We start from the raw sequence: 21313 nt of genomic DNA, 5'->3' as shown, positions 1-21313 counted from the left end.
TCGCGGGCGTCCAGCCGGAGCGGTACCTTCCGACCTGTGGTCTCGCTCTTCAACCCGCTCGGTCTCGTGGTGCCCACCACCCGCACGATCGTGAGGATCAGCGCCCAGGTGGCGACCTGGGCCGAGCGACAGGCGCTCGGCGCTCTCCGAGCCCGCCTGGACGTCGCTGCTCCGGCCCGGCCGCCGCTCGCGATCGCTCCCGGTGGCGAGGGCACCGCCGCCGAGCCGCTGCGGGCGAAGATGGACCGGCTGCTGGACCGGGCGCTGGAGCAGAGCACCAGCACCGGTCGGCAGGAGCTCTTCGGCAAGATCATCGACCAGCTCGTCCCGGACGAGGCCCGGATCATCGGCGCGCTCTCGGACGGCTCGGTCTCGCCGATGCTGCACGTGTACGCCCGGACCATCAGCGGGGGAGGTGGTGATCCCATCCTCGAGAACGCGTCCCTGGTCGGGAAGATGGCCAACGTCTCGCTGCCGCAGATGACTCCGGTCTACGTCGGCCACCTGCTGTCGCTCGGGCTGCTCGAGACCGGCCCCGAGGACAACCAGCTCAAGGACGAGTACCAGATCCTCGGCGCCGACTCCGCCGTCCTCCGTGCCCTCAAGAAGGGCAAGCGGGGCCCGATGGAGGCGAAGGTCGAGAAGTACACGATCCGGCTCTCCGTGCTGGGCCGCGACCTCTGGGCCGCGGCGACCGCGGGCGAGCTCGGATGATCCTGCTTCTGCCCCTGGTCCAGACCTGGGCGGAGATCCGGGACGACTTCTCGGCGAACTGGATCGTCTACGCCACGATGCCGATCGTCGCGGCCCTCATCGGCTACACGACCAAGCTGCTGGCACTGCAGATGATGTACCGCCCGCTGGAGTACCGGGGGATCGGACCGCTCGGCTGGCAGGGCCTGGTGCCGCGGCGCGCCGGCAAGGTCGCCGCCACGACGATCGAGCTGTTGACCGAGAACCTGCTCAGGCCGGAGGAGCTCCTCGAGAAGATCGACGCGGTCGAAGCGGTCGAGGAGCTGCGGGAGCCGTTGACGGCGGCCATCGACGTCGTCGTGAAGGACCTCGCCGAGCAGCTCCGGCCGGGCCTGTGGGACTCGCTGCCCGAGGCGGGGCGGCGCGCGATCAAGGCGCGCGTCCACCGCGAGGCCCCGAAGATCGTCGACAACATCCTCAGCGAGATGCGCGCCGACCTCGGCCAGTTCCTCGACATGCAGTTCCTCGCCGTGACGATCCTGGTGAAGAACAAGGAGCAGCTCAACGACCTGATCAAGTCGGTCGCGTCGGACGCGATGGCGTTCGTACGTCGCAGCGGGGTCGTCTTCGGCTTCGCCATCGGCTTCGTCCAGCTCGCCTGCTGGGCCTACTTCCACAACCCCTGGATCATGCCTGCGTTCGGCTTCCTCGTCGGTTTCGTCAGCGACTGGGTCGCGTTGAACATGCTGTTCCGGCCGCTGGAGCAGAAGCGGTTCCTCGGCATCTTCCCGTTCCAGGGGGTGCTGCACGCGAAGCGGGACAAGATCACCCGGGGCTACGCCAAGATCCTGGCCCAGGACATCTTCGCCCCCGACGTGATCTTCGAGGCGGTCCTGAACGGACCGACCGCGGACCGGCTGTTCTCGACGATCGAGCGGGAGATCTCGAGGTCGATCGACGCGCAGGCCGGCATCGCGCAGCCGCTGGTGCGGCTCGCCGTCGGCACCCAGCGCTACCGGGCGGCCAAGGACGCGATCGTGGCGCGCGTCATCGAGCTCTTCCCCGAGACCATGTCGCAGGCTCAGGGCTACGCCGAGCGCACCTTCGATGTCGAGAACCTGATCATCGACAAGATGAGCCAGCTCACCAGCGAGCAGTACGAGTCGATCATGCGGCCGGTGTTCAAGGACGACGAGTGGCTGATGATCTCCGTCGGTGCCGTCCTCGGTGGCATCGTCGGCGAGATCCAGGTGCTCGTCATCGAGCACTACGCCGCGTGACCTGCAGGCTGGTGCGGCAGGATCAGCCGACCAGGCGGGTCGGGTCCTCGGCCTCGCGCCGCCAGGCCTGACGGGCCTGCGGAAGCAGGCGTGCCTGCAGCGGGAGCCGGCCGAACGTGTGCTGGATGCCGGCGCCGATCGCGCGCAGCCTCAGCTCCTCGGCGGCGCTCCAGTCGAGCCCCATCCGGTCCCGCAGCTCGGCTGGGAAGGTGCCGCGCAGCACCCAGGCCATGGCGTCGAACTGCGTGTCGGAGAGCGGGCGCCACAGCAGCTCGGGCAGGTACCTGGTCGGGGACGGACCGAAGATGCCGCGCTTGGTGCGGTTGAAGGTCGAGCGGGCGATGGCGTTCGGCTCCAGCACGTCGGACACCATGTGGTCCCAGTAGGCCCGGAACTCCGCGTAGGTCGTGGGCGTGCCCGTCGCGGACACGCCGTAGAGGGAGTACCACTGCCGCGACTCCTGGAACAGGCGCTCCTTGGCACCGCCCGACAGCGGCTTACCGAAGTGCTCCCGCAGCGCGATCTGCATCTCGAAGAAGGTCGCGTGCGGCCAGTAGAAGACGTCCGGGTTGAGGGCGCTGTAGCGGTTGCCGTCGGGAAGGACGCCGACCAGCGGCTTGTGGTAGTCGCGGACCCTCGCCGCGGTCGCCCGGGCATCCGCGTCGTAGACCACGCCGAGGATCTGCGGGAGTGAGCGCAGGATCCGCTTCATCGGGCCCTGGAAGTACGTCGAGTCGTGTTCCCGGAGCGCCTGGTTGATCGCCGGGTGCATGGTCTGGAGCAGGCCGGCGCGCATCCCGACGAGCATCATCCGCTGATCGCCGAACAGCCGCCAGGTGAGGGAGTCCGGGCCCAGCGGCACGCCGGGCAGCACCCGGAAGTCGTCGTACGTCATCTCACGCCAGGGGACGCAGGGTCACGGGGAAGTCGTCGGTCGGCATGACGAGCGAGGTGTGGTCCCACTCGATCTCGTAGTCCGCGGGGATCTCGAACTGGTACGTCGTCAGCATCGTGTGGAGCAGCGCCTTGACCTCGTTGGTGCCGAACGCCATCCCGATGCACTTGTGCGCGCCGCCGCCGAAGGGCACGAAGCCGTAGCGGTGCGCCTTGTGCTCGTTGCGGGGCTCGGCGTGGCGGAGCGGGTCGAACTCGTTGGCGTTGACCCAGTGGTCACCGATCGAGTGGACCGCTCCTGGACCGACGACCACGATGGTGCCCTTGGGGACGAACCGTCCCGCGAGCTCGGTGTCCTCGGTCGCCCGCCGCACCAGTGCCGGCACCGGCGCGACCAGGCGCATCGCCTCCTTGAACACCAGGTCCAGGGTCGCCAGGCTGTCGAGCTCGTCGATCGTCGGGGTCGAGGTGCCCAGCGCGAGCGACTCGGCACGGGCCTTGTCCTGCCACTCCGGGAACTTGGCGAAGTAGTAGGCCATGGCCGTCGCGGTGATGGTCGAGGTGTCGTGGGCGGCCATCATCAGGAAGATCATGTGGCTGACGATGTCGTCGTCGGTGAACTTCATGCCGTCGTCGGTCTCGACGTGGCACAGCGCGGCGAACAGGTCGTCGTCGTCCGACGCCCGCTTGGCCGGGATCTGCGAGCGGAAGTACGCATCGAGGACCTTGCGCCCCTGCAGGCCCTTGTTCCACCGGGTCGGCAGCAGCGGCAACGGCGTCCGGATCAGCCCGGTGCCGGCGCGGACGGCGTCGATGAACGCCTGCGTCAGCCCGTGGGTTTCGTCGTTCGGCTCGGTGCCCATGAAGATCTCGGTCGCGACGTCCAGGGACAGCGACTTGACCGCGGGATACATCAGCATCGGCTCGTCGGTCGGCCAAGTGGGGACGACGCGGCCGATGATGCGCTCGATGCGGCCCTGGTAGGCCTCGAGACGTGGACGGGTGAACGCCTCCTGCATGATCCGCCGGTGCAGCAGGTGCTCCTGGCCGTCGAGCAGCATCAGGCCACGGGTGAAGAAGGGGCCGATGAAGTACTCCCACCCGGACTGCGAGTAGACCTTGCCCTTGTTCTGCAGGACCTCCTGCACGGCGTCCGGACCGATCACCATCGCTACCTTGGTGCCGAAGGCGCGGACCCAGAAGACGTCGCCGTACTTCTCGTACATCTCGGGGCTCGAGTCCCAGCCCTCGCGGATCATCTCCAGGGTCTTGCCGACCACCGGGAGCCCGAGCTCGCCCATCACCGGCTTCAGCTGGCTCCCGGCCGGAGGCTCGGCGAGCGCGACCGGGGCCGTGCCGATCCGCTCGCCGGCGGCCGTGAGCAGCCCGTCGCCGGGGAAGTGGAGGAGCGTCGGCTTCGTGATCCTCATTGCGGGTCCTTCCCCGTTGCCCGGGCTTCGTACGACGACCGCTCCGGCCTGTCGAGTGCGTCCATGAACACGTGGTCGGCTCCCATCTTCTTGCCGATCCACTGGCCGACGCTGAACGGCAGCAGCCGGGTGATGTTGAACAGCGGCCGGGCCGACGCGGGCACGAAGACCTCGAGCCGCGGCTTCAGCACGGCGGCGACGATCGCGTCCGCCACCAACTCCGGCGTGATCGCCCGGAACGCCGGCATGTCCTCGACGCCGGCGGTCAGCTCGGTGCGGGTGATCCCCGGCATCACGATCGAGAAGTCCAGCCCCTGCGGGTGCAGCTCGGCGTAGGCGCCCTCGGTGTACTGGATGACCGCTGCCTTCGAGGCACTGTAGGTCGCGCTGCCCGCGATGCCGGCCTTGCCGGCGGTCGAGGCGACGTTGATGATGTGGCCGTGCCCGCGCGGAAGCATCCGGCGGGCCGCCTCCCGGGTGCCGTGGATCATGGCGCGGGTGTTGATGGCGAAGATCCGGTCGATGGTGGCGTCGTCCTCGTCGAGGAGGCAGGACAGCGGCATCACGCCGGCGTTGTTGATGTAGACGTCGATCGGGCCGAGGTTCGACTCGACCGTGTCCATGAAGGCCGCGACGCTGCCGGCCGACGTGACGTCGAGGGGGAGCGCCAGGGTGTCGCCGCCGATCCGCTCCGCGGTCGCTTTCGCGATGTCGAGGTCGATGTCGCCGATCGCGACGCGTGCCCCCTCCCGGGTGAGGGCTGCGGCCGTGGCCGCGCCGATGCCCCGTCCGGCGCCGGTGATGGCGACGACCCGTCCCTTGAGTTGCTCGGCGGATTCAGACAAGGGGACCTCCACACTGAGGTGATAGAAACTGCATCGGAATCTATCATTGGGCCGCTTCCGCGGCTAGGGTCTGCGACATGAACCTCGAGGACCCGGCGACGGTGCGGATCCTCGAGGCCGCCTACGCGGTCGTCGCCGAGGGCGGCGTCCGCCGGACGACGATGAACCAGATCGCCGACGCGGCGGGGCTCGGGGTCGCCACCGTCTATCGCCGGTTCCCGCGGAAGATGGAGCTGGTCCGGGCGCTGCTGCTGCACGAGGCGGTCAAGGTGGTCCGGGTCGTGGACGCGGCCCTCGCGGACGAGACGACGATCGAGGGCCAAGCGGCCGCGGGCTTCACGGCCTTCGCACACACCGTCGCAGACCGCCAGCTCCTGGTCCGGCTGCTCCGCGGCGACAGCGACTACGACGGAGGGGCTGTGCCCCCGGGCGAGCTGGTCGACCAGATCATGGTGATGGTCCGTGACTACCTGGCGGGCTGGATCCGCGACCTGCAGGCCGAGGGCCGCTACCTCGGTGTGGATGCCGACATCGTGGCCGAGATCCAGGCCCGGCTCGCGTTGAGCCTGGTGCTGGCGCCGGAAGGCCGGATCCCGATGCACGACGACGTCGCGACCCGCGCCTTCGCGACGCGCTACCTGGTGCCCCTGCTGGGCGGTGAGAGCGACTGATCGGCTCCAGGGCTTAGCACCTGTCCGGTTCCCTGTAGATTGGCGCGCATGTCAGCCGACGGCGTCACCGATCGACGGGACCGCATCCTGCGTGCGGCGTCGCGGCACTTCGCGAGCAACCACTACGACAAGGTCTCGACCGTCGCGATCGCCAACGAGGCGGGCGTCAACCGAGGTTGGCTCTATCACGAGTTCGGCTCCAAGCGGGACCTCTACCTCGCCGTGATGAACCGGACCGTCCGGACTCCGACGCTGCCGTCACTGAGCGGGCTGGTGGCGTCGGACGACCTCGGCGCAGCCGCCGACAAGGTGGTCGCCCGGTGGTTGGACGAGGTGGACTCCCACCGGGAGTCCTACCTGGCGCTGCACCGGGTGCACACCGGCTCGCACAGCGACCCGGTGATCCGGGGGATCCTGCGGGAGATGCACGAGGGCACGATCGACAGCGTCCTGGCGACGGCGATGAGCGACCCGGCCGCGGCGCCACCGGCCGCCCGCGCGGTGGTCGCCTGCTTCGGTGAGTTCGCGTACCAGGCCCTGTGGGAGTGGCTCGAGTCGGGCCGGCTCGACCGCAGCCGGGTCCAGACCGTGCTGTCCCACGCGTTGGTCAGCCTGATCGAGCTGGTGCCCGAGGTCGTCGGGTGAGCCGTACGACGGGCCGGGCGGGCGCCGTACTGGTTGCCTCGGTCCTGATGGTCGCCGGCCTGACGGCCTGCGGCGACGACGACTCCTCGGAGGGCCTCCCCGCCCTCGAGGACGCGGAGAAGGGCGAGCGGGTCGATGTCGACGACTTCGTCGACGCGATCGAGGCGAGCTTCGTCGACGGGGCCTCGGCCCAGGTCGCCTTCGACGTCCAGGGGCCGACCCGGCTCCGCGGTCGCGGTGTCGTCGAGTACGACGCGGACGGGATGAACGTCGACGTCCGGATCACCGACTGGCAGGTCGAGGGTGGCTGGATCAGCCTCCGCACCGTCGGCGGTGCCGCCTACATGTTGGTCCCCGAGTCCCGGGGACTGTGGGTCGACATCGGTGCCGACGACGCGGGGCTGGCCGACTCGGTGATGCAGGAGGCCGATCCCCGCAGCCAGATCGACCTGCTCCGCGAAGCGATCACCGAGGTGCGCTACAACGGCGACGATGTCGTCGGCGGCGTGCCGGCCCGCCGCTACCAGGTGCAGACCGAGTCCGCAGCGGACCCGACCGAGTGGGCCGGGGGCCCCGACGTCACCGAGTTCTGGTTCGACGAGTCCGGTCGGCTGCTCCGCCGCGCCAACGACCTGGACACCGGCGGTGCGCAGTTCACCTGGGTCGACTGGGACGCGGCCGCCGACATCGTGCCGCCGCCGGCCGCGCGGGTCATCACCCTCAAGGAGCTGGAGCGGCTCCGCCGACAGGCCGGCTGACGAGCCTGGACCGCCGGTTGGGATCAATCGGTGACGCCCCTCACGGGCGGGGCCGACTTCGGCTATGGTTCCGGATTGCGTGACCATTAGCACCTGTTAAGCGTTGGGATTAGCACCTGTTCGAACGAGGCACTCCAGGGGGCCGTTGTCGTGTGGTTCGAGAGCAAGAGCTCGATGTCGTGGCGAGCGCGGTAGCCGGCGCTCGCGGCGTGGTCGACATCCTCGTCGACCACGCGAAGACGGGGGTCAACACCGCGGGTGAGATCGTCGTACTGGCCTGGGACGCGACCGTCGCAGCATCCACCGGCATCGTGCGCGGCCAGTTCTCGTGGGACGAGTTCTTCCTCCAGGCGTGGTTCATGACGCGGGTGTCACTCCTGCCGACGGTTCTCGTGTCGATCCCGTTCGGGGTGATCGTCTCGGTCCAGGTCGGCGGCGTCGCCAGCCAGATCGGCGCCAACTCCTTCATCGGCGCCGTCAACGCCATCGGTGTGATGCGGCAGGCGGCACCGTTGGTCGCGGCGATCATGATCGCCGGCGTCGTCGGCGCGGCCGTGACCGCCGACCTGGGCGCCCGCACCGTCCGCGAGGAGATCGACGCGCTGATGGTGATGGGCATCTCGCCGGTCCAGCGGCTGGTCGCCCCCCGCCTGGTCGCAGCGGTGATCGTGGGCGTGTGCCTGAGCGCCGTGGTCGCGACCACCGCGATCATGACCGGCTACGCGCTCGTGGTCGGCTCCGGGGCGGTCAGCTCCGGCACCTACCTGGGGGCGTTCATCTCGTTCGGCCAGAGCCTCGACCTGGTCATGGCGGTGCTCAAGTCGGCGATCTTCGGGTTCATCGCGGTCATGGTCGCCGCCCACAAGGGGCTCCACGCCCGGGGCGGCCCCAAGGGCGTGGCGGACGCGGTCAACCAGTCCGTGGTGCTCAGCGTCATCCTGCTCGCACTCGTCAACGTCGGCATCACCCAGATCTACGTGATGCTCGTCCCGCAGAGGCTCGTCTGATGGCGACGGCGGGCAACCTCGGCAGCGGCCGGCTCGGTCGCGTGGTCGGCGACCAGGTCATCGGTGTCATCGACGGCCTGATGAGCGTGCTCGCCCGGCTGGGCTCGTTCGGCGCCTTCGCCGTCAAGGCGGTCGGCTCGATCCCCGTCACGCTCAAGCGCTATCCGAGCGAGTACCTGCGCCAGCTGACCGACATCGCCTGGGGCACCGGCGCGCTCCTGATCGGCGGCGGCACGATCGGCATCATGGTGCTGCTCTCGGTGGCGGCCGGCACCTCGCTCGGCATCGAGGGCTTCAGCGGCCTCGAGCTGTTGAGCCTCGGTCCGCTGACCGGTGCCATCAACGCCGGCGTCAGCACCCGCGAGCTCGCCCCCCTGATCGCCTCCCTCGCACTCGCCACCCAGGTCGGCTGTCGGTTCACCTCGCAGCTGGGGTCGATGAAGCTGCACGAGGAGATCGACGCGCTCAGCGTGATGGCGGTCCCGCCGATGCAGTACCTCGTCGCCACCCGGGTCGCGGCCACGATGACGGCGATCCTGCCGCTCTACTTCATCGGCCTGATCGGCTCGTGGATCGCGTCCAGATCGGTGGTCACCATCCTGTTCGGTCAGTCCGGTGGCACCTACGACCACTACTTCGGCCAGTTCCTGTCCGGGCGCGACCTGATGATCTCGACCCTCAAGATCCTCGTGTTCACGCTGGTGGTGGCGCTGATCCACTGCTGGTACGGGATGAACGCCGCGGGTGGCCCGGCCGGCGTCGGCGAGGCGACCGGCCGCGCGATCCGCGCCAGCATCGTCAGCGTGATCGTGCTGAGCATGCTGTTCACGCTGTTCTTCTACGGCACCGACCCCGGCATCAGGATCTCGGGTTAGCCATGGCGATCTTCAGGTCCAGCCACGGTGAGCCCACCCGGAGCCAGCTGGCGATCCAGGGGGTGGCCGTCCTTGCCGTCTTCCTGCTGCTCCTCGGTGCGATGACCCTCAAGCTCAACGGCGTGTTCTCCGACGCCGTGCCCGTCACGGCCGAGCTCCGGTCGGCCGGCGGCGCGATCCGCGGCGGCGTCGACGTCAAGATGCGCGGCATGGTCGTCGGCAAGGTGACCTCCGTCGAGGGCGACGCCCGGCAGGTGCGCCTCGACCTCGAGATCGACAAGGACCAGGTCGACCAGATCCCGAGCGGCGTGCGCGCCCGGGTGCTCCCGGCGTCGGTCTTCGGCACGTCGTACGTCGACCTGGTGCTGCCGCCCGGCGAGGAGCGCGGCGACCCGCTCGAGGCCGACGCCATCATCCTCCAGGACGAGTCGCAGGGCACGCTCGAGCTCCAGAGCGCGCTCGACAGCATCGACACCCTGGTCGACGCGCTCGGTCCGGCCGAGCTCGCCACCGCGCTGCACACCCTGTCGACGGTGCTCGACGGGCGCGGCGACGACCTCGGGGTCGCCTTCGACACCCTCAGCCGATACACGACGCGGTTCGCGCCGATGATCCCGCGCCTCCGCGAGGACCTGCGGCTGCTCGCGGTCAACCTCGACGCGGTCGCGCGCAACGCCCCCGAGCTGCTGGATGCCACGGACGACGCGCTGGTGACCCTCGGCAACCTGGTCGACCGGCGCGACAAGATCACCGCTCTGCTCGATGGCGGCCTCACGCTCGTGCAGGACACGCACGACTTCCTGCTCGAGCACGAGCGCGACTACCTCCGCGCGCTGTCGCTGTCCGTCACGTTGGTCGACACCCTCAACGACGAGCGCGACGGCGTCCGCAACACCTTGCTGGCCACCGGCGAGGTCTCGACCAAGCTGCTGTCGGTGCTCGAGGACGGCTACGCGCGGGTCGAGGGCTACATCTTCAGCAACGGTCCCGACGACTACACGCGGGCCGACTGCCCGCGCTACGGCTCACGGCAGGGGGGCAACTGTGGTTAACGCGCCCAAGCTCCGGGTCAAGGCGGTCTACGTCAAGGTCATCGCGTTCTTCTCGATCTCGGCACTGCTGCTGGTCCTGCTGGCCAACACCATGGCCGACGAGGTCGACGGGGAGAACCGGGAGTTCTCCGCCGAGTTCGCCAACGTTAGCGGGCTCCGGCTCGGTGACGACGTTCGCGTGGCCGGCGTCCAGGTCGGCAAGATCACCGGGATCGAGGTCGACGAGGAGACCCGACGCACGGCGATGGTGACGTTCACGCTGAGCTCCGACCAGCCCCTGCTGTCCAACTCGACGCTGGTGATGCGCTACCAGAACCTGCTCGGGCAGCGCTACGTGTCGCTGGTCCAGCCGGCCAAGCGCGGCTCCGAGATGTCCGAGGGCGACACGGTCCCGATCGAGCGCACCAGCCCCGGCTTCGACCTGACCGCCCTGCTCAACGGCTTCCGTCCGCTGTTCGACGTGCTCGAGCCCGACGACGTCAACAAGCTCTCCGAGTCGGTGATCAAGGTCCTCCAGGGCGAGGGCGGCACGGTCGCCGACCTGCTCGGCCAGACCGCCCAGCTGACCGACTACCTCGCCGACCGCGACGACCTGTTCGCCGAGGTGATGGACGGGTTGACCCCCGTCCTCGTCGACCTGGCCGGCCAGGGTGACGAGCTGCGGGGGACCATCCGCCAGCTGACCGCGTTCATGTCCGGGCTGGCCCGGCACCGCAAGGAGTTCGGCCGCACGATCGACGACATCTCCCAGGTGATCGACACCAGCGAGACCTTCCTGCGCAACGTCCGCGGCCCGCTGAGCGCCGATGTGGAGAAGGCCAAGGCCCTGCTCGACATGTACGCCTCGGAGGAGGAGCGGTTCGCCGGGGCGATCGACGGCTTCGGGGCCCTGATGGGCACGCTCTCGCGGGTGCTGTCCTACCGCAACGCGCTGACCTTCTACTTCTGCGACCTCGATCTCGACCTCGGCGCTCTCACGGTCAGGACCTCGACCCTCCCCGGCGGCTACTCGGAGGTGTGCCGATGAGGATGCTCCTCAACCGTGACCAGCCCTTCCGGATCGGCATCGCTGCCTTCGTCGCGCTGGGCGTGTTCGGCGCCGCCGTACTGGTGATCAGCGTGATCCCGTTCGGCGCCCACACCTACCGGGCGGAGTTCAGCCACACGGCCGGGCTCCGGGCCAAGGAGGGCGTCCAGATCGCCGGCGTCGAGGTCGGCGAGGTGCGCAGCGTGAAGGTCGACGGCAACCACGTGGTGGTGGAGTTCACGGTCAGCGACGACATCGAGCTCGGTTCGCAGACGCGGGCCGAGGTGAAGGTCGGCACCCTGCTCGGCACCCACTACCTCGCGATCACCCCGCGGGGGGAGGGCGACCTGTCCGACGACACGATCCCGATCGCCCACACGAGCGTCCCGTTCAACCTGCAGGACGTGATCGACGAGGGCACGAAGGCCGTCAACCAGATCGACGCCGTCAAGATCAGCCAGGCGCTGAGCGTCGTCGCCGACACGCTCCGGGCAGCCGGGCCGCGCCTGAAGCCCGCCTTCAACGGCATCGCCCGGCTCTCGAGGGTCATCACCCAGCGCGACGGACAGATCGCCGAGCTGCTGGAGGCGTCGCGGTTGATCTCCGACCAGCTGTCCGACGGCACGTCCGACCTGGTGCAGCTGATGGAGCAGTCCAACCTCGTGATCGGCGAGCTGGTCCGGAGGCGCGAGGCGATCCGGGACCTGTTGCGGGACATCACGTCGATCACGGCGTCGATCAACGGGATCCTCGACGACAACGAGGACGACCTGCGACCGATGCTGCAGGACCTCGAGTCCGTGGTCGGGGTGCTGACCGCCCGTGACGAGGAGCTGCGCGAGGCACTGCACAACCTGGCGGTCACGTCGCGCTACTTCGCCAACGCCACCGGCGACGGGCCGTTCGCGAACCTCCTCTTCAAGGAGAACGTCCCTGACAAGGTCCGCTGCGGCCCGGTGGGGGGATGCTGAGATGAGACGGACCTTCGTCGCAGGTGCTTGCCTGCTGCTGCTCGGGTCGGTCGGCGGTTGTGCGCCGCTGGGAGACGGTGGCGACCTCGAGATCACCGTCGTCTTCGAGGAGGCCGCGGGGCTGTACGTCGGCAACGACGTCGGCGTCATGGGCGTCCCGGTCGGCAGGATCACCAAGATGGAGCCGAAGGGCGACGTCGTCGAGGTCACCCTGGAGGTCACCGACGACAACATCACGATCCCCGCTGACGCCGCGGCGGTCGTGGTCTCGCGCTCGGCGGCGACCGACCGGTACGTCGAGCTCACGCCGGTCTACGACGGCGGGGAGGAGATGGCGTCCGGCGCCACGATCCCGTTGGAGCGCACCCGCACCCCGGTCGACTTCGACGAGGTCCTGGCCTCGCTCTCCGACCTCGCGGCTTCCCTGACCAAGACGCCGAACGTCACCAACGGGCTCCGCGAGGTGCTCCAGGTGACGGCGGCCGCGTTCAGCGGCAACAGTGACGAGCTGCGGGGAGCCGTCAACGGCCTCGCCAACCTGGTGGACACCGTGCACGGTCAGCGCGACAACATCTTCGCCACCATGGCCTCGCTCGACCGACTGGCGCGTGGCCTGGTCGACAACGAGGAGCTGGTCCGCACCTTCGTCCGCAACCTGGGCGGCGCCATCGAGCTCCTCAACTCCGAGCGCGGCACGATCGCGGACGTGCTCCAGGGCGTGTCCACCACCGTCGACCGGATCACCCGGTTCAGCAAGGAGAACCGCGGGACGGTGAAGGCGAGCCTCGTCGATGTGCAGACGCTGATCAGCAACCTGATGGAGAGCCGCCGCGACCTCGCGGAGACCATCGAGGTGCTGCCGTTGGCCACCGCGAACGTCGCCAACACGGCCGGCCCGGACGGGCACGTCTGGGTGCGAGGTGCCCCGGCCCAGCTGCTGGGCCTGGCTCCGTTGTTCGAGCAGATCTGCCAGCTGCTCGGGCCCGTGTGCAACCTGGGGACGTTCCCCGATCTCTCCGAGCTGCTCGGCAACCTGCTCGGCGGCCGCCAGCAGGGAGCGAACCCGTGAGGCCCCGGGGCCTGCGGGCACTGGCGGTCGTCGGCCTGGCGATCGGGGTGGCGGGCTGCTCGACGGGCTACAAGGACCTGCCGCTCCCGGGATCGGGCGTGGGCGGTGACACCTATCAGGTCTCGGCCGTGTTCGACCAGGCGCTCAACCTGGCGCAAGGCGCACAGGTGAAGGTCAACGGAGTGTCCGTCGGCCGGGTCCAGGCGGTCGAGGCGGAGGACTTCAAGGCTGAGGTCACGATGGAGATCAAGGAGTCCGTGGAGATCCCGCGCGACTCCTCCGCGCGACTCCGCTACGACACCCCGCTCGGCGAGCTGTTCGTCCAGGTCACCCCGGGCAGGTCACCCGACAACCTCGGCGACGACGACCAGTTCGCCCTGCGCAAGACGACGACGGCACCCTCGGTGGAGGACGCGCTGGCTGCGGCGTCCACCCTGATCAACGGCGGTCGCCTCGGGGAGCTGCAGGTGATCGCCGAGGAGCTCAACGCGACGCTCGGCGGCCGCGAGGACGAGATCAGGATGAGCTTGCGCCGGGTCACCAGCTTCCTGCGGGCGGCGAACGGCAGCCGTGGGGACATCACCCGGACCCTGGTCGCGCTGCGGGACGTCTCCCAGGCGCTCGATGCCCGACGAGGCACGATCCGGCGCGCGCTCCGCGAGGTCGGGCCTGCGTTCGAGGCCCTGGGCAGGGACACCGACAAGGTCGTCGCGCTCCTCACCGGTGCCGAGGACCTCGCCCGTACGGCGAAGCGGCTGGTCCTCGAGGTCGACGACCCGCTGCTGGCCATCCTGCAGGACCTCGGGCCCGTCGCCGACGCCGTCCTCTCGACCCGCTCGCAGCTCCGGCCCGGCCTGGAGGCGCTGATCGCAGTCGCCAACCAGATCGTGATGACCGTGCCCGGCGAGACGCTGCCGCTGCGAGCTCTGCTCCACATCGACGAGACCCAGCTCAACTTCCTGGGACCCGTCACCGGCCTGCAGCGGCCCGCCAACGACCGCGCCGAGGACGCCGGCAGGGACCGGCAACCGCTGCTCCCGGGACTCGAGCTGCTGGGCGGGGGACGTCGATGACGCGCAGGAACATCTTCAGCATCACCGGCATCGTCACGTCGATGGTGCTCTGCCTGCTCTACCTGTTCGGGGTCGCGCTGAGGACGCCCCTCACCGAGCGTCCGGTGATCGTGACGGTCGAGCTGCCCCGCAGCGGTGGTCTCTACGAGGGGTCCGAGGTCACCTACCGCGGCGTCCGCGTGGGCAAGGTGACCGATCTCGAGCTCACCGAGATCGGCATCGAGGCGAAGGTACGCCTCGACGCGTCGGCCGACGTACCGGTCGATGCCCGCCCCAAGGTGAGGAGCCTGTCGCCCGTGGGCGAGCAGTACATCGACTTCCAGCCCACCGCCGACGGGGAGCCGTACCTCGAGAGCGGGGACACGATCGTGGGCCGGGCCGGCGACCTGCCCACCACCCTGGCCACGACGGCGATCAACCTCAACAACCTGATCGAGCAGATCGACGCGAAGGCGCTCCGCACCGTCCTCACCGAGACCGCCAACGGGCTCAAGGGGACGGAGGACGACCTGCAGCGGATGGTGGTGCAGGGTGCGTCCCTCCTCGACGAGTTCGACGCCCGCTGGAAGATGACGCAGCGGCTGCTCGACAACGGCGACCGGCTGCTCCGGCTCGGAGCCGACCTGGTCCCGGAGTTCGACTCCATCACCCGCAACACCTCGGTGTTCACCGCGTGGCTGCGCACGATCGACCCGGTGCTCGTCCGGCTGCTCGATCGGGCTCCCGGACAGATCGAGGAGCTGCGCCGGCTGGTCCGCGACGTCGACGACATCCTGGCCGACTACCTCGATCCCTACATCACGCTGGCCGACTTCGCGGCTGCCCGCGACCCGCACCTGCGGGCGCTGCTCCGGGACTACCCCCGTGGCTTCCGGGCGCTCTCGGGCGCGATCCATGGCGGCGCCGTCCACCTGAACGGCTTCTTCGAGCACTTCGAGTACTGCGGCTACGGCCACGTCGAGCGCAGCCCGCGGGAGACCGAGCGGCACCCCTTGCAAGACGGCGGTCACTGCCCGAAGAGTGCGCCCGCCTCCCAGCGCGGCGCGCAGTGGGCGCCCGGACCACTACGGTGAAAGCGATGACGAACGACGTGGACCAACCCGCCGAGACCGACACCGACACCGACGCTGCGGCCGAGACCAAGGCCGAAGCCGGGACGTCGCGCAGCCTCCGCTGGCCGATCGCGTGCGCGGCGTTGGCGATCCTCCTGGTCGCTTCCCTGGTCGGGTGCTTCCTGCTGTGGCAGGACCGGTCCGACCGCGAGGACCTCGCCGACGCCGAGTCGGCAGCCACCGAGGAGGCGGAACGGATCGTCGTCGCCTGGTTGACCTACGACTACCGCACCTACCAGGACGACATGACCTGGGTGATCACGAGCGGCACCGACAAGTTCCAGGAGGAGTACTCCCCGGAGGCGCTCGAGGGACTCGAGAAGAAGCTGATCGGGCCGGGCAAGCTCGTGAGCCGCGGTCGCGTCGTCGACTCCGCCGCCACGGTCGAGGACGTCGACACGGTGAAGGTCCTGGTCTTCACCGATCAGACCCTCGTTGACAAGGAGATCCGCCGCGAGGGAGGCGAACCGCTCCACGCCCGCAGCGGTGTCGAGCTGACCATGGTCCGCGAGGGGAATGCGTGGCTGGTCGACGAGATGGTCCAGCTGCAGTTCCAGTGATCACCCGTGGGTAGAGTCCCCGCCGTGACTCAACGCACCCTCGTCCTGATCAAGCCCGACGCCGTTCGCCGTGGTCTCGTGGGCAACGTGCTCGCGCGGTTCGAGGCCAAGGGCCTCACCATCGTCGCGCTCGAGCAGCGCCTGATCGACGCCACCCAGGCCGACGCGCACTACCACGAGCACGTCGAGAAGGGCTTCTACCCGCCCCTGCGCGACTTCGTCACCAGCGGCCCGCTCGTCGCGCTGGTCCTCGAGGGCGACGAGGCGATCGAGGTCGTCCGCGCGATCAACGGCGCCACCGACGGCCGCAAGGCCGCCCCCGGCACCATCCGCGGCGACCTGTCGCTCTCCAACCGCGAGAACCTGGTCCACGGCTCCGACTCCCCGGAGTCCGCCGAGCGCGAGATCGCGCTCTGGTTCCCTTCGCTCGTCCCTGCCTGATTCACACGAGTCACATCGGCACCACCTATCACGGCGTGTTTCCGCTGTGACAGGTGGCCGGTTACCTACGCTCACAGGCGGGGGATCCCGGATCGTGCGCACGGGGTCCACCCCCGGCGTACCGCCTGTGCGGGGTGCACCGGCTTCCCCGTCGCGCACGGCTGGGCCTGACTGACCGACGTCGGACCCGAGTACGTCTGCGAGGGCAAACGTTGAGGGCGAACAGCATCATCGGCCGGGACCTGGCCGTTGACCTCGGCACCGCCAACACGCTGGTCTACGTACGGCGCCGCGGGGTGCTGCTCGACGAGCCCAGCGTGGTCGCGCTCAACGACTCGACCGGCGACGTGATCGCCGTCGGGCACGAGGCGAAGGCGATGATGGGCCGCACCCCTGACAACATCACCGCGCTGCGCCCGCTCCGCGACGGCGTCATCGCCGACTTCGAGGCGACCGAGCAGATGCTCCGTCACTTCATCGCGCGGGTGCACAAGCGCCGCTACTTCGCGAAGCCGCGGATGGTGATCTGCGTCCCGAGCGCGATCACTCCGGTCGAGCAGCGCGCCGTCAAGGAGGCCGGCTACCAGGCCGGCGCGCGGCGCGTGTACGTCGTCGAGGAGCCCATGGCCGCCGCGATCGGCGCCGGTCTCCCCGTCCACGAGCCCACCGGCAACATGGTGGTCGACGTCGGCGGCGGTACGACGGAGGTCGCCGTGATCTCGCTCGGCGGGATCGTCACCAGCCTCAGCATCCGGACCGCCGGCGACGAGCTCGACGCCGCGATCGTCGCGTGGATGAAGAAGGAGCACGGCCTCATGCTCGGCGAACGCACCGCCGAGGAGGTCAAGATCACCCTCGGCAACGCCTTCCCGTCGGGTGGTGAGCCCGAGGGCGAGGTCCGGGGCCGCGACCTGGTCACCGGCCTGCCGCGCACCGTCACCGTGACGTCCGCCGACATCCGGAAGGCGCTCGACGAGCCGCTGCACGCGATCGTCGACGCCGTCCGCGTCACCCTCGACCAGACCCCGCCGGAGCTCGCCGGCGACATCATGGACCGCGGCATCGTCCTCACCGGCGGCGGCGCCCTGCTCAAGGGCCTCGACGAGCGGATCCGTCACGAGACCGGGATGCCCGTCCACGTCGCCGAGGACCCCCTCGTCTCGGTCGCGCTCGGCGCGGGCCGGTGCGTCGAGGAGTTCGAGGCGCTGCAGCAGGTCCTGATCACGAACCCCCGGCGCTTCTGATGTCGCTCGACACCCGGCCCCCGCGCCAGCGTCCGGCCCGCCAGGTCGCCACGCAGCGGGAGCGCGACGAGGCGCGCGGGCTGCCGTCGCGCTCGCTGCTCGTCGCCCTGGTGCTGGCGTGTGTCGCGCTGATGGTGGTCGACAGCACCAGCGGCGAGGAGTCGCCCGTCGCGCCGGTCCGGCGGGTTGTCGGCGAGGTGCTCGGCCCCGCCCAGGCGGGTGCCGCCACCGTGCTCGAGCCGATCGTCGCCCTGCCCGACGCGTTCCACACCAATGCGGACCTCCGCCACGACCTCGCCGAGGCGGAGGCCCTCAACGACCAGTACGAGCAGGAGCTCCTCAAGAACCCGTACGACGCCAACCGGCTGGCCGAGTGGGAAGGCCTCGCGGGCCAGGGCAACGACAACGGCTACCTGCTCGCGCCGGCCCGGGTGATCGGCTACGGGTCCGCCCAGTCCTTCTCCAGCACCGTCACCATCGACGCCGGCACGGATGCCGGCCTCCGCCCGGACCTGACCGTCCTCAACCCGGACGGCCTGGTCGGCCGGATCATCGAGGTCACCAGCCACACCGCCACCGTCCTCCTCGTCATCGATCCCGAGTCCACCGTCGGTGGCCGGGTCGGCGACAACATGGAGAACGGCTTCGTCGCCGGTCGGGGTGGGCTCGCCGACGGCGACCCGCTCGAGCTGCGACTGCTCGACAACACCGTCGTGCCGGAGAAAGGCCAGACGGTCGTGACCTGGGGGAGCGAGGGGGGCGCGCCGTACGTCGCAGGCGTGCCGATCGGCGAGGTCGCGAAGGTCTACGAGGACCTGCGCGCGGGCACCTATCGCGCCGTCCTCGAGCCGTACGTCGACTTCACCAACCTCGACCGCGTCGGCGTCGTCGTCCCGACCGGCGGAGAAGGCGTGATCGAACCGGGAGCATTCGAATGAGGGGCACCCCGCGGCTGGTCGCCGCCCTCCTGACCATCGTCGCCGCCCTGCTGCTGCAGGTCACGGTCTTCCCGCACCTCGCCTGGAACGGCGTGGTGCCCGACCTGGTGCTGCTCGCCGTCGTCGGCGCCGCGCTGGTCACCGACCCCCGGTTCGCCACCCTGCTCGGCTTCGGGGCCGGGCTCCTGCTCGACCTCGCCCCGCCCGCCGACCACGTCGCCGGGCGGTGGGCCCTGTCGCTGCTCGTGGTCGGCTACGTCGTGGGCCGGCTCGCGCACGACCATCAATCCGCCCAGTCCGCGCAGTCCGGGCAGGCAGGCGGCGGGCGACCGCCGTACCCGCTGATGCTCGCGGCCGGTGCCGGCGGCGCCTTCATCGGCACGTCCGTCTTCGCCCTCTCCGGGACGCTGCTGCGCGACCCGGTCGTCGGCGTGGGCGACATGCTCGAGGTGGTGCTCGCCGCGGTGGCGTACGACGTCCTCGTGGCGCTCGTCGTCCTCCCCGTGACCGTCTGGCTCTTCACCCGGGAGCCGGGCGCGAAGCACGGCCAGGTCACCCCCCGCGCATCCTGGCGGACGCCTGTCTGATGTCGGCGTCCACCAGCAGCTCCTCGCACCGCAGTCGGCTGCGGCTGATCGTGATCCAGGCGCTCGCCTTCTCGTTGCTGGCGACCCTCGCCGGGCGCCTGTACTACCTGCAGGTGGTGACGGGGGAGGAGTACCAGGGCAAGGCCGCGTCCCAGTCGGTGCGCGACATCGTCGTGCAGCCCGAGCGCGGCCTCATCGTGGACGCGATGGGCCGGCCGCTCGTCACCAACCGGCTCACCTGGGTCGCCTCCATCGACCGCACCCTGCTCGGCCGGATGGAGCCGCGGGTGCGCCGTGCGCTGCTCAAGCGGATCAGCCGGGTGATCGACGTGGAGCCGCGCCAGATCGCGCGCAAGCTGGCGCTCTGCGGCACCGAGGGTGCGAAGGAGGGCGTGTGCTGGAACGGGTCGCCGTACCAGCCGGTCCCCGTCGCCCAGGACCTCGACGACGCCACCGCGCTGCGCATCAACGAGCAGCCGGAGGACTTCCCCGGCGTGGTCGTGGTGCAGCAGAGCGTGCGTGACTATCCGCAGCCCTACGGCATCAACGCCGCCCACCTGCTCGGCTACCTGAGCCCGATCACGAAGGACGAGCTGGAGGAGGCCGAGGTCGGCGGCGACACGTCGGTCAACGGCGCCTCGGTGGTCGGCCGCGCCGGCGTCGAGAAGGAGTACGACGCGTGGTTGCGCGGGCAGCCCGGCTACCAGCGGGTCAAGGTCAACGCCAACGGCGAGGTGATCGGCGAGGAGGGGGACATCCAGTCGCAGCCCGGTGACACCCTCGTGACGTCGATCGACGCGAAGGTCCAGGGCATCGTCGAGCGCCAGCTCAACCAGATGATCACCACGGCCCGCTCGACGATCGACCCCGTGACCGGGCGGCTGTTCGAGGCCGACTCGGGGGCCGCGGTCGTGATGGAGGCGGACACCGGCCGGGTCATCGCCATGGCCAGCCAGCCGACGTACGACCCCGCGATCTGGGCCGGAGGCATCACCCAGAAGCAGCTCAAGCGCCTCTACTCCGAGGCCGCCGGCACGCCGCTGCTCGGGCGGGCCCTGCAGGGACAGTTCGCGCCCGGGTCGACGTGGAAGCCGTTCATGACCGCGGGAGCCCTGACCCACGGCTACGGCACCGACACCCGTCTCAACTGCTCGTCGGCGTTCCGCGTCGGCAACCGTGACTTCAAGAACTACGAGTCGGGCGCCTACGGCTACATCTCCTTCGCCGACGCGCTCAAGGTCTCGTGCAACACCTTCTTCTACCGGATCGGGTACGACTACTGGCAGCGCTTCGGCTCCGACGTCGCCGACGTCGACGCCAAGGACCCGCTGGTCGAGCAGGCTCTCGACTTCGGCTTCGGCAGCGCGACGCGCATCGACATCCCCGGTGAGTCCTCCGGCCGGATCGCCGACCGGGAGTGGAAGCGTGACTACTACCGCTCGATGAAGGACTACTACTGCGGAATATCATCAAGGCCGCAGGACGCTCCGCAGAACAAGGGAATCAGCGACTTCGTCTACAAGTTCGCCTACGAGTTCTGCGTCGAGGGCTACGCCTACCGCGCCGGTGACGCCGTGAACTTCGCAATCGGCCAGGGCGACACGATCGTGACGCCGCTGCAGCTGGCGCGTGCGTACGCCGCGATCGGCAACGGCGGCATCCTCTGGGAGCCGCGGGTCGGCAAGGCGATCGTGTCGCCGGACGGCGAGGTCATCCGCGAGATCGCACCGTCGAAGGGCGGCGAGGTCGGCGTCCCCGACGCGGTGCTGCACTACATCGACGAGGCGCTCAAGAACGTCAGCCGCGAGGGCACGCTGGCCTGGAAGCTCGGCGGCTTCCCGTTGGACGACGTGCAGATCCGGGCGAAGACCGGCTCCGCGGAGGTCTACGGCAAGCAGTCGACCGGCTGGGTCGCGTCGTACAACGAGGACTACGTCGTGGTCATGATGATCAGCCAGGGCGGCACCGGCTCGGGCTCGACCGGTGACGGCATCCGCAAGATCTGGGAGTCCTTGTACGGCATCGAGGGGGAGACCGTCCGCCCCGACAAGGCAGCCATCCCCGGCACCGTGCCGCCCGAGCGGCTGCCGATCTTCGCCCGCGACGGCTCGATCCTGCCGCCGGCACGCTTGGAGGACTGA

General features: G+C 69.8%; 22 protein-coding genes. 19 read left to right on the top strand and 3 right to left on the bottom strand.

Going from position 1 to position 21313, the window contains the following annotated elements; all coding sequences use genetic code 11:
- The first annotated feature begins 36 nt into the window (after positions 1–36).
- Together D0Z08_RS02085 and D0Z08_RS02080 are read left to right on the top strand one after the other, a co-directional pair.
- Positions 37–714 (top strand): Abi-alpha family protein, encoded by a 678-nt coding sequence (locus D0Z08_RS02085; protein ID WP_220453976.1) that lies wholly within the window; start codon positions 37–39, stop codon positions 712–714.
- The gene (locus tag D0Z08_RS02080) at positions 711–1973 is read left to right on the top strand and encodes a DUF445 domain-containing protein (protein WP_118922136.1); all 1263 of its coding nucleotides are present in this window, start codon (positions 711–713) and stop codon (positions 1971–1973) included. The genes D0Z08_RS02085 and D0Z08_RS02080 overlap by 4 nt, the downstream gene beginning before the upstream one ends.
- 22 nt (positions 1974–1995) lie before the next feature.
- Here the strand turns inward: D0Z08_RS02080 and D0Z08_RS02075 are convergent, their stop codons facing one another.
- Genes D0Z08_RS02075 through D0Z08_RS02065 form a run of 3 tightly spaced genes read right to left on the bottom strand, consistent with a single transcriptional unit; the run spans position 1996 to position 5142 of the window.
- Positions 1996–2868: an oxygenase MpaB family protein gene (locus D0Z08_RS02075; protein WP_118922134.1), complete on the bottom strand. Its 873-nt coding sequence runs from the start codon at positions 2866–2868 to the stop codon at positions 1996–1998.
- A gap of 1 nt (position 2869) precedes the next feature.
- On the bottom strand, positions 2870–4297 hold the full coding sequence (locus D0Z08_RS02070; RefSeq protein WP_118922132.1) for a cytochrome P450: 1428 nt from the start codon (positions 4295–4297) through the stop codon (positions 2870–2872).
- A complete protein-coding gene (locus tag D0Z08_RS02065) occupies positions 4294–5142 on the bottom strand; it encodes an SDR family oxidoreductase (RefSeq protein WP_118922727.1) in 849 nt (282 codons plus the stop codon). The genes D0Z08_RS02070 and D0Z08_RS02065 overlap by 4 nt, the downstream gene beginning before the upstream one ends.
- Before the next feature lie 77 nt (positions 5143–5219).
- On the opposite strand from D0Z08_RS02065, the gene D0Z08_RS02060 reads away from it, so the two are divergent.
- The 17 genes from D0Z08_RS02060 to mrdA all read left to right on the top strand — a co-directional run bounded on the left by D0Z08_RS02060 (position 5220) and on the right by mrdA (position 21313).
- Complete coding sequence (locus D0Z08_RS02060) at positions 5220–5813, top strand: TetR/AcrR family transcriptional regulator (protein WP_118922130.1); 594 nt, start codon at positions 5220–5222, stop codon at positions 5811–5813.
- A 48-nt stretch (positions 5814–5861) separates the two neighbouring features.
- A complete protein-coding gene (locus D0Z08_RS02055) occupies positions 5862–6458 on the top strand; it encodes a TetR/AcrR family transcriptional regulator (protein WP_118922128.1) in 597 nt (198 codons plus the stop codon).
- Positions 6455–7216 (top strand): hypothetical protein, encoded by a 762-nt coding sequence (locus tag D0Z08_RS02050; protein ID WP_118922126.1) that lies wholly within the window; start codon positions 6455–6457, stop codon positions 7214–7216. Before D0Z08_RS02055 ends, D0Z08_RS02050 begins: the two co-directional genes overlap by 4 nt.
- Positions 7217–7368: 152 nt before the next feature.
- Positions 7369–8223 carry an MlaE family ABC transporter permease gene (locus tag D0Z08_RS02045; protein WP_245993529.1) on the top strand — a complete coding sequence of 285 codons (855 nt, stop codon included), beginning with the start codon at positions 7369–7371 and terminating at the stop codon, positions 8221–8223.
- The gene (locus D0Z08_RS02040) at positions 8223–9098 is read left to right on the top strand and encodes an MlaE family ABC transporter permease (protein WP_245993525.1); all 876 of its coding nucleotides are present in this window, start codon (positions 8223–8225) and stop codon (positions 9096–9098) included. The genes D0Z08_RS02045 and D0Z08_RS02040 overlap by 1 nt, the downstream gene beginning before the upstream one ends.
- A 2-nt stretch (positions 9099–9100) precedes the next feature.
- Positions 9101–10150 (top strand): MCE family protein, encoded by a 1050-nt coding sequence (locus D0Z08_RS02035; protein ID WP_118922122.1) that lies wholly within the window; start codon positions 9101–9103, stop codon positions 10148–10150.
- On the top strand, positions 10143–11177 hold the full coding sequence (locus tag D0Z08_RS02030) for an MCE family protein (protein ID WP_182481095.1): 1035 nt from the start codon (positions 10143–10145) through the stop codon (positions 11175–11177). Before D0Z08_RS02035 ends, D0Z08_RS02030 begins: the two co-directional genes overlap by 8 nt.
- On the top strand, positions 11174–12148 hold the full coding sequence (locus D0Z08_RS02025) for an MCE family protein (protein WP_147381286.1): 975 nt from the start codon (positions 11174–11176) through the stop codon (positions 12146–12148). Before D0Z08_RS02030 ends, D0Z08_RS02025 begins: the two co-directional genes overlap by 4 nt.
- Position 12149: 1 nt before the next feature.
- Positions 12150–13217: an MCE family protein gene (locus D0Z08_RS02020; protein ID WP_118922116.1), complete on the top strand. Its 1068-nt coding sequence runs from the start codon at positions 12150–12152 to the stop codon at positions 13215–13217.
- On the top strand, positions 13214–14290 hold the full coding sequence (locus D0Z08_RS02015) for an MCE family protein (protein WP_182481094.1): 1077 nt from the start codon (positions 13214–13216) through the stop codon (positions 14288–14290). The genes D0Z08_RS02020 and D0Z08_RS02015 overlap by 4 nt, the downstream gene beginning before the upstream one ends.
- Positions 14287–15363, top strand: a complete 1077-nt coding sequence (locus tag D0Z08_RS02010) for an MlaD family protein (protein ID WP_118922112.1) — start codon at positions 14287–14289, stop codon at positions 15361–15363. Before D0Z08_RS02015 ends, D0Z08_RS02010 begins: the two co-directional genes overlap by 4 nt.
- A gap of 5 nt (positions 15364–15368) precedes the next feature.
- Positions 15369–15962 carry a hypothetical protein gene (locus D0Z08_RS02005; RefSeq protein WP_118922111.1) on the top strand — a complete coding sequence of 198 codons (594 nt, stop codon included), beginning with the start codon at positions 15369–15371 and terminating at the stop codon, positions 15960–15962.
- A 24-nt stretch (positions 15963–15986) separates the two neighbouring features.
- A complete protein-coding gene (gene ndk / locus D0Z08_RS02000) occupies positions 15987–16403 on the top strand; it encodes a nucleoside-diphosphate kinase (RefSeq protein ID WP_118922109.1) in 417 nt (138 codons plus the stop codon).
- Positions 16404–16615: 212 nt separating this feature from the next.
- Positions 16616–17647 carry a rod shape-determining protein gene (locus tag D0Z08_RS01995; protein WP_281271696.1) on the top strand — a complete coding sequence of 344 codons (1032 nt, stop codon included), beginning with the start codon at positions 16616–16618 and terminating at the stop codon, positions 17645–17647.
- On the top strand, positions 17647–18585 hold the full coding sequence (gene mreC, locus D0Z08_RS01990; RefSeq protein ID WP_118922107.1) for a rod shape-determining protein MreC: 939 nt from the start codon (positions 17647–17649) through the stop codon (positions 18583–18585). Before D0Z08_RS01995 ends, mreC begins: the two co-directional genes overlap by 1 nt.
- On the top strand, positions 18582–19172 hold the full coding sequence (gene mreD, locus D0Z08_RS01985; protein ID WP_118922105.1) for a rod shape-determining protein MreD: 591 nt from the start codon (positions 18582–18584) through the stop codon (positions 19170–19172). The genes mreC and mreD overlap by 4 nt, the downstream gene beginning before the upstream one ends.
- Entirely contained in the window at positions 19172–21313 is a 2142-nt protein-coding gene (mrdA, locus tag D0Z08_RS01980) for a penicillin-binding protein 2 (protein ID WP_118922103.1), read from the top strand. The genes mreD and mrdA overlap by 1 nt, the downstream gene beginning before the upstream one ends.

The organism is Nocardioides immobilis, assembly GCF_003515065.1.
GTDB classification, from domain to species: domain Bacteria; phylum Actinomycetota; class Actinomycetes; order Propionibacteriales; family Nocardioidaceae; genus Nocardioides; species Nocardioides immobilis.
This window is presented reverse-complemented; position numbering and strand designations above follow the sequence as displayed.

Coding starts and splice junctions, on each gene's coding strand:
- D0Z08_RS02080 (WP_118922136.1), top strand. CDS start 711: ATGATCCTGCTTCTGCCCCTGGTCCAGACCTGGGCGGAGATCCGGGAC.
- D0Z08_RS02075 (WP_118922134.1), bottom strand. CDS start 2,868: ATGACGTACGACGACTTCCGGGTGCTGCCCGGCGTGCCGCTGGGCCCG.
- D0Z08_RS02070 (WP_118922132.1), bottom strand. CDS start 4,297: ATGAGGATCACGAAGCCGACGCTCCTCCACTTCCCCGGCGACGGGCTG.
- D0Z08_RS02060 (WP_118922130.1), top strand. CDS start 5,220: ATGAACCTCGAGGACCCGGCGACGGTGCGGATCCTCGAGGCCGCCTAC.
- D0Z08_RS02055 (WP_118922128.1), top strand. CDS start 5,862: ATGTCAGCCGACGGCGTCACCGATCGACGGGACCGCATCCTGCGTGCG.
- D0Z08_RS02040 (WP_245993525.1), top strand. CDS start 8,223: ATGGCGACGGCGGGCAACCTCGGCAGCGGCCGGCTCGGTCGCGTGGTC.
- D0Z08_RS02035 (WP_118922122.1), top strand. CDS start 9,101: ATGGCGATCTTCAGGTCCAGCCACGGTGAGCCCACCCGGAGCCAGCTG.
- D0Z08_RS02025 (WP_147381286.1), top strand. CDS start 11,174: ATGAGGATGCTCCTCAACCGTGACCAGCCCTTCCGGATCGGCATCGCT.
- D0Z08_RS02020 (WP_118922116.1), top strand. CDS start 12,150: ATGAGACGGACCTTCGTCGCAGGTGCTTGCCTGCTGCTGCTCGGGTCG.
- D0Z08_RS02010 (WP_118922112.1), top strand. CDS start 14,287: ATGACGCGCAGGAACATCTTCAGCATCACCGGCATCGTCACGTCGATG.
- D0Z08_RS02005 (WP_118922111.1), top strand. CDS start 15,369: ATGACGAACGACGTGGACCAACCCGCCGAGACCGACACCGACACCGAC.
- mreC (WP_118922107.1), top strand. CDS start 17,647: ATGTCGCTCGACACCCGGCCCCCGCGCCAGCGTCCGGCCCGCCAGGTC.
- mreD (WP_118922105.1), top strand. CDS start 18,582: ATGAGGGGCACCCCGCGGCTGGTCGCCGCCCTCCTGACCATCGTCGCC.
- mrdA (WP_118922103.1), top strand. CDS start 19,172: ATGTCGGCGTCCACCAGCAGCTCCTCGCACCGCAGTCGGCTGCGGCTG.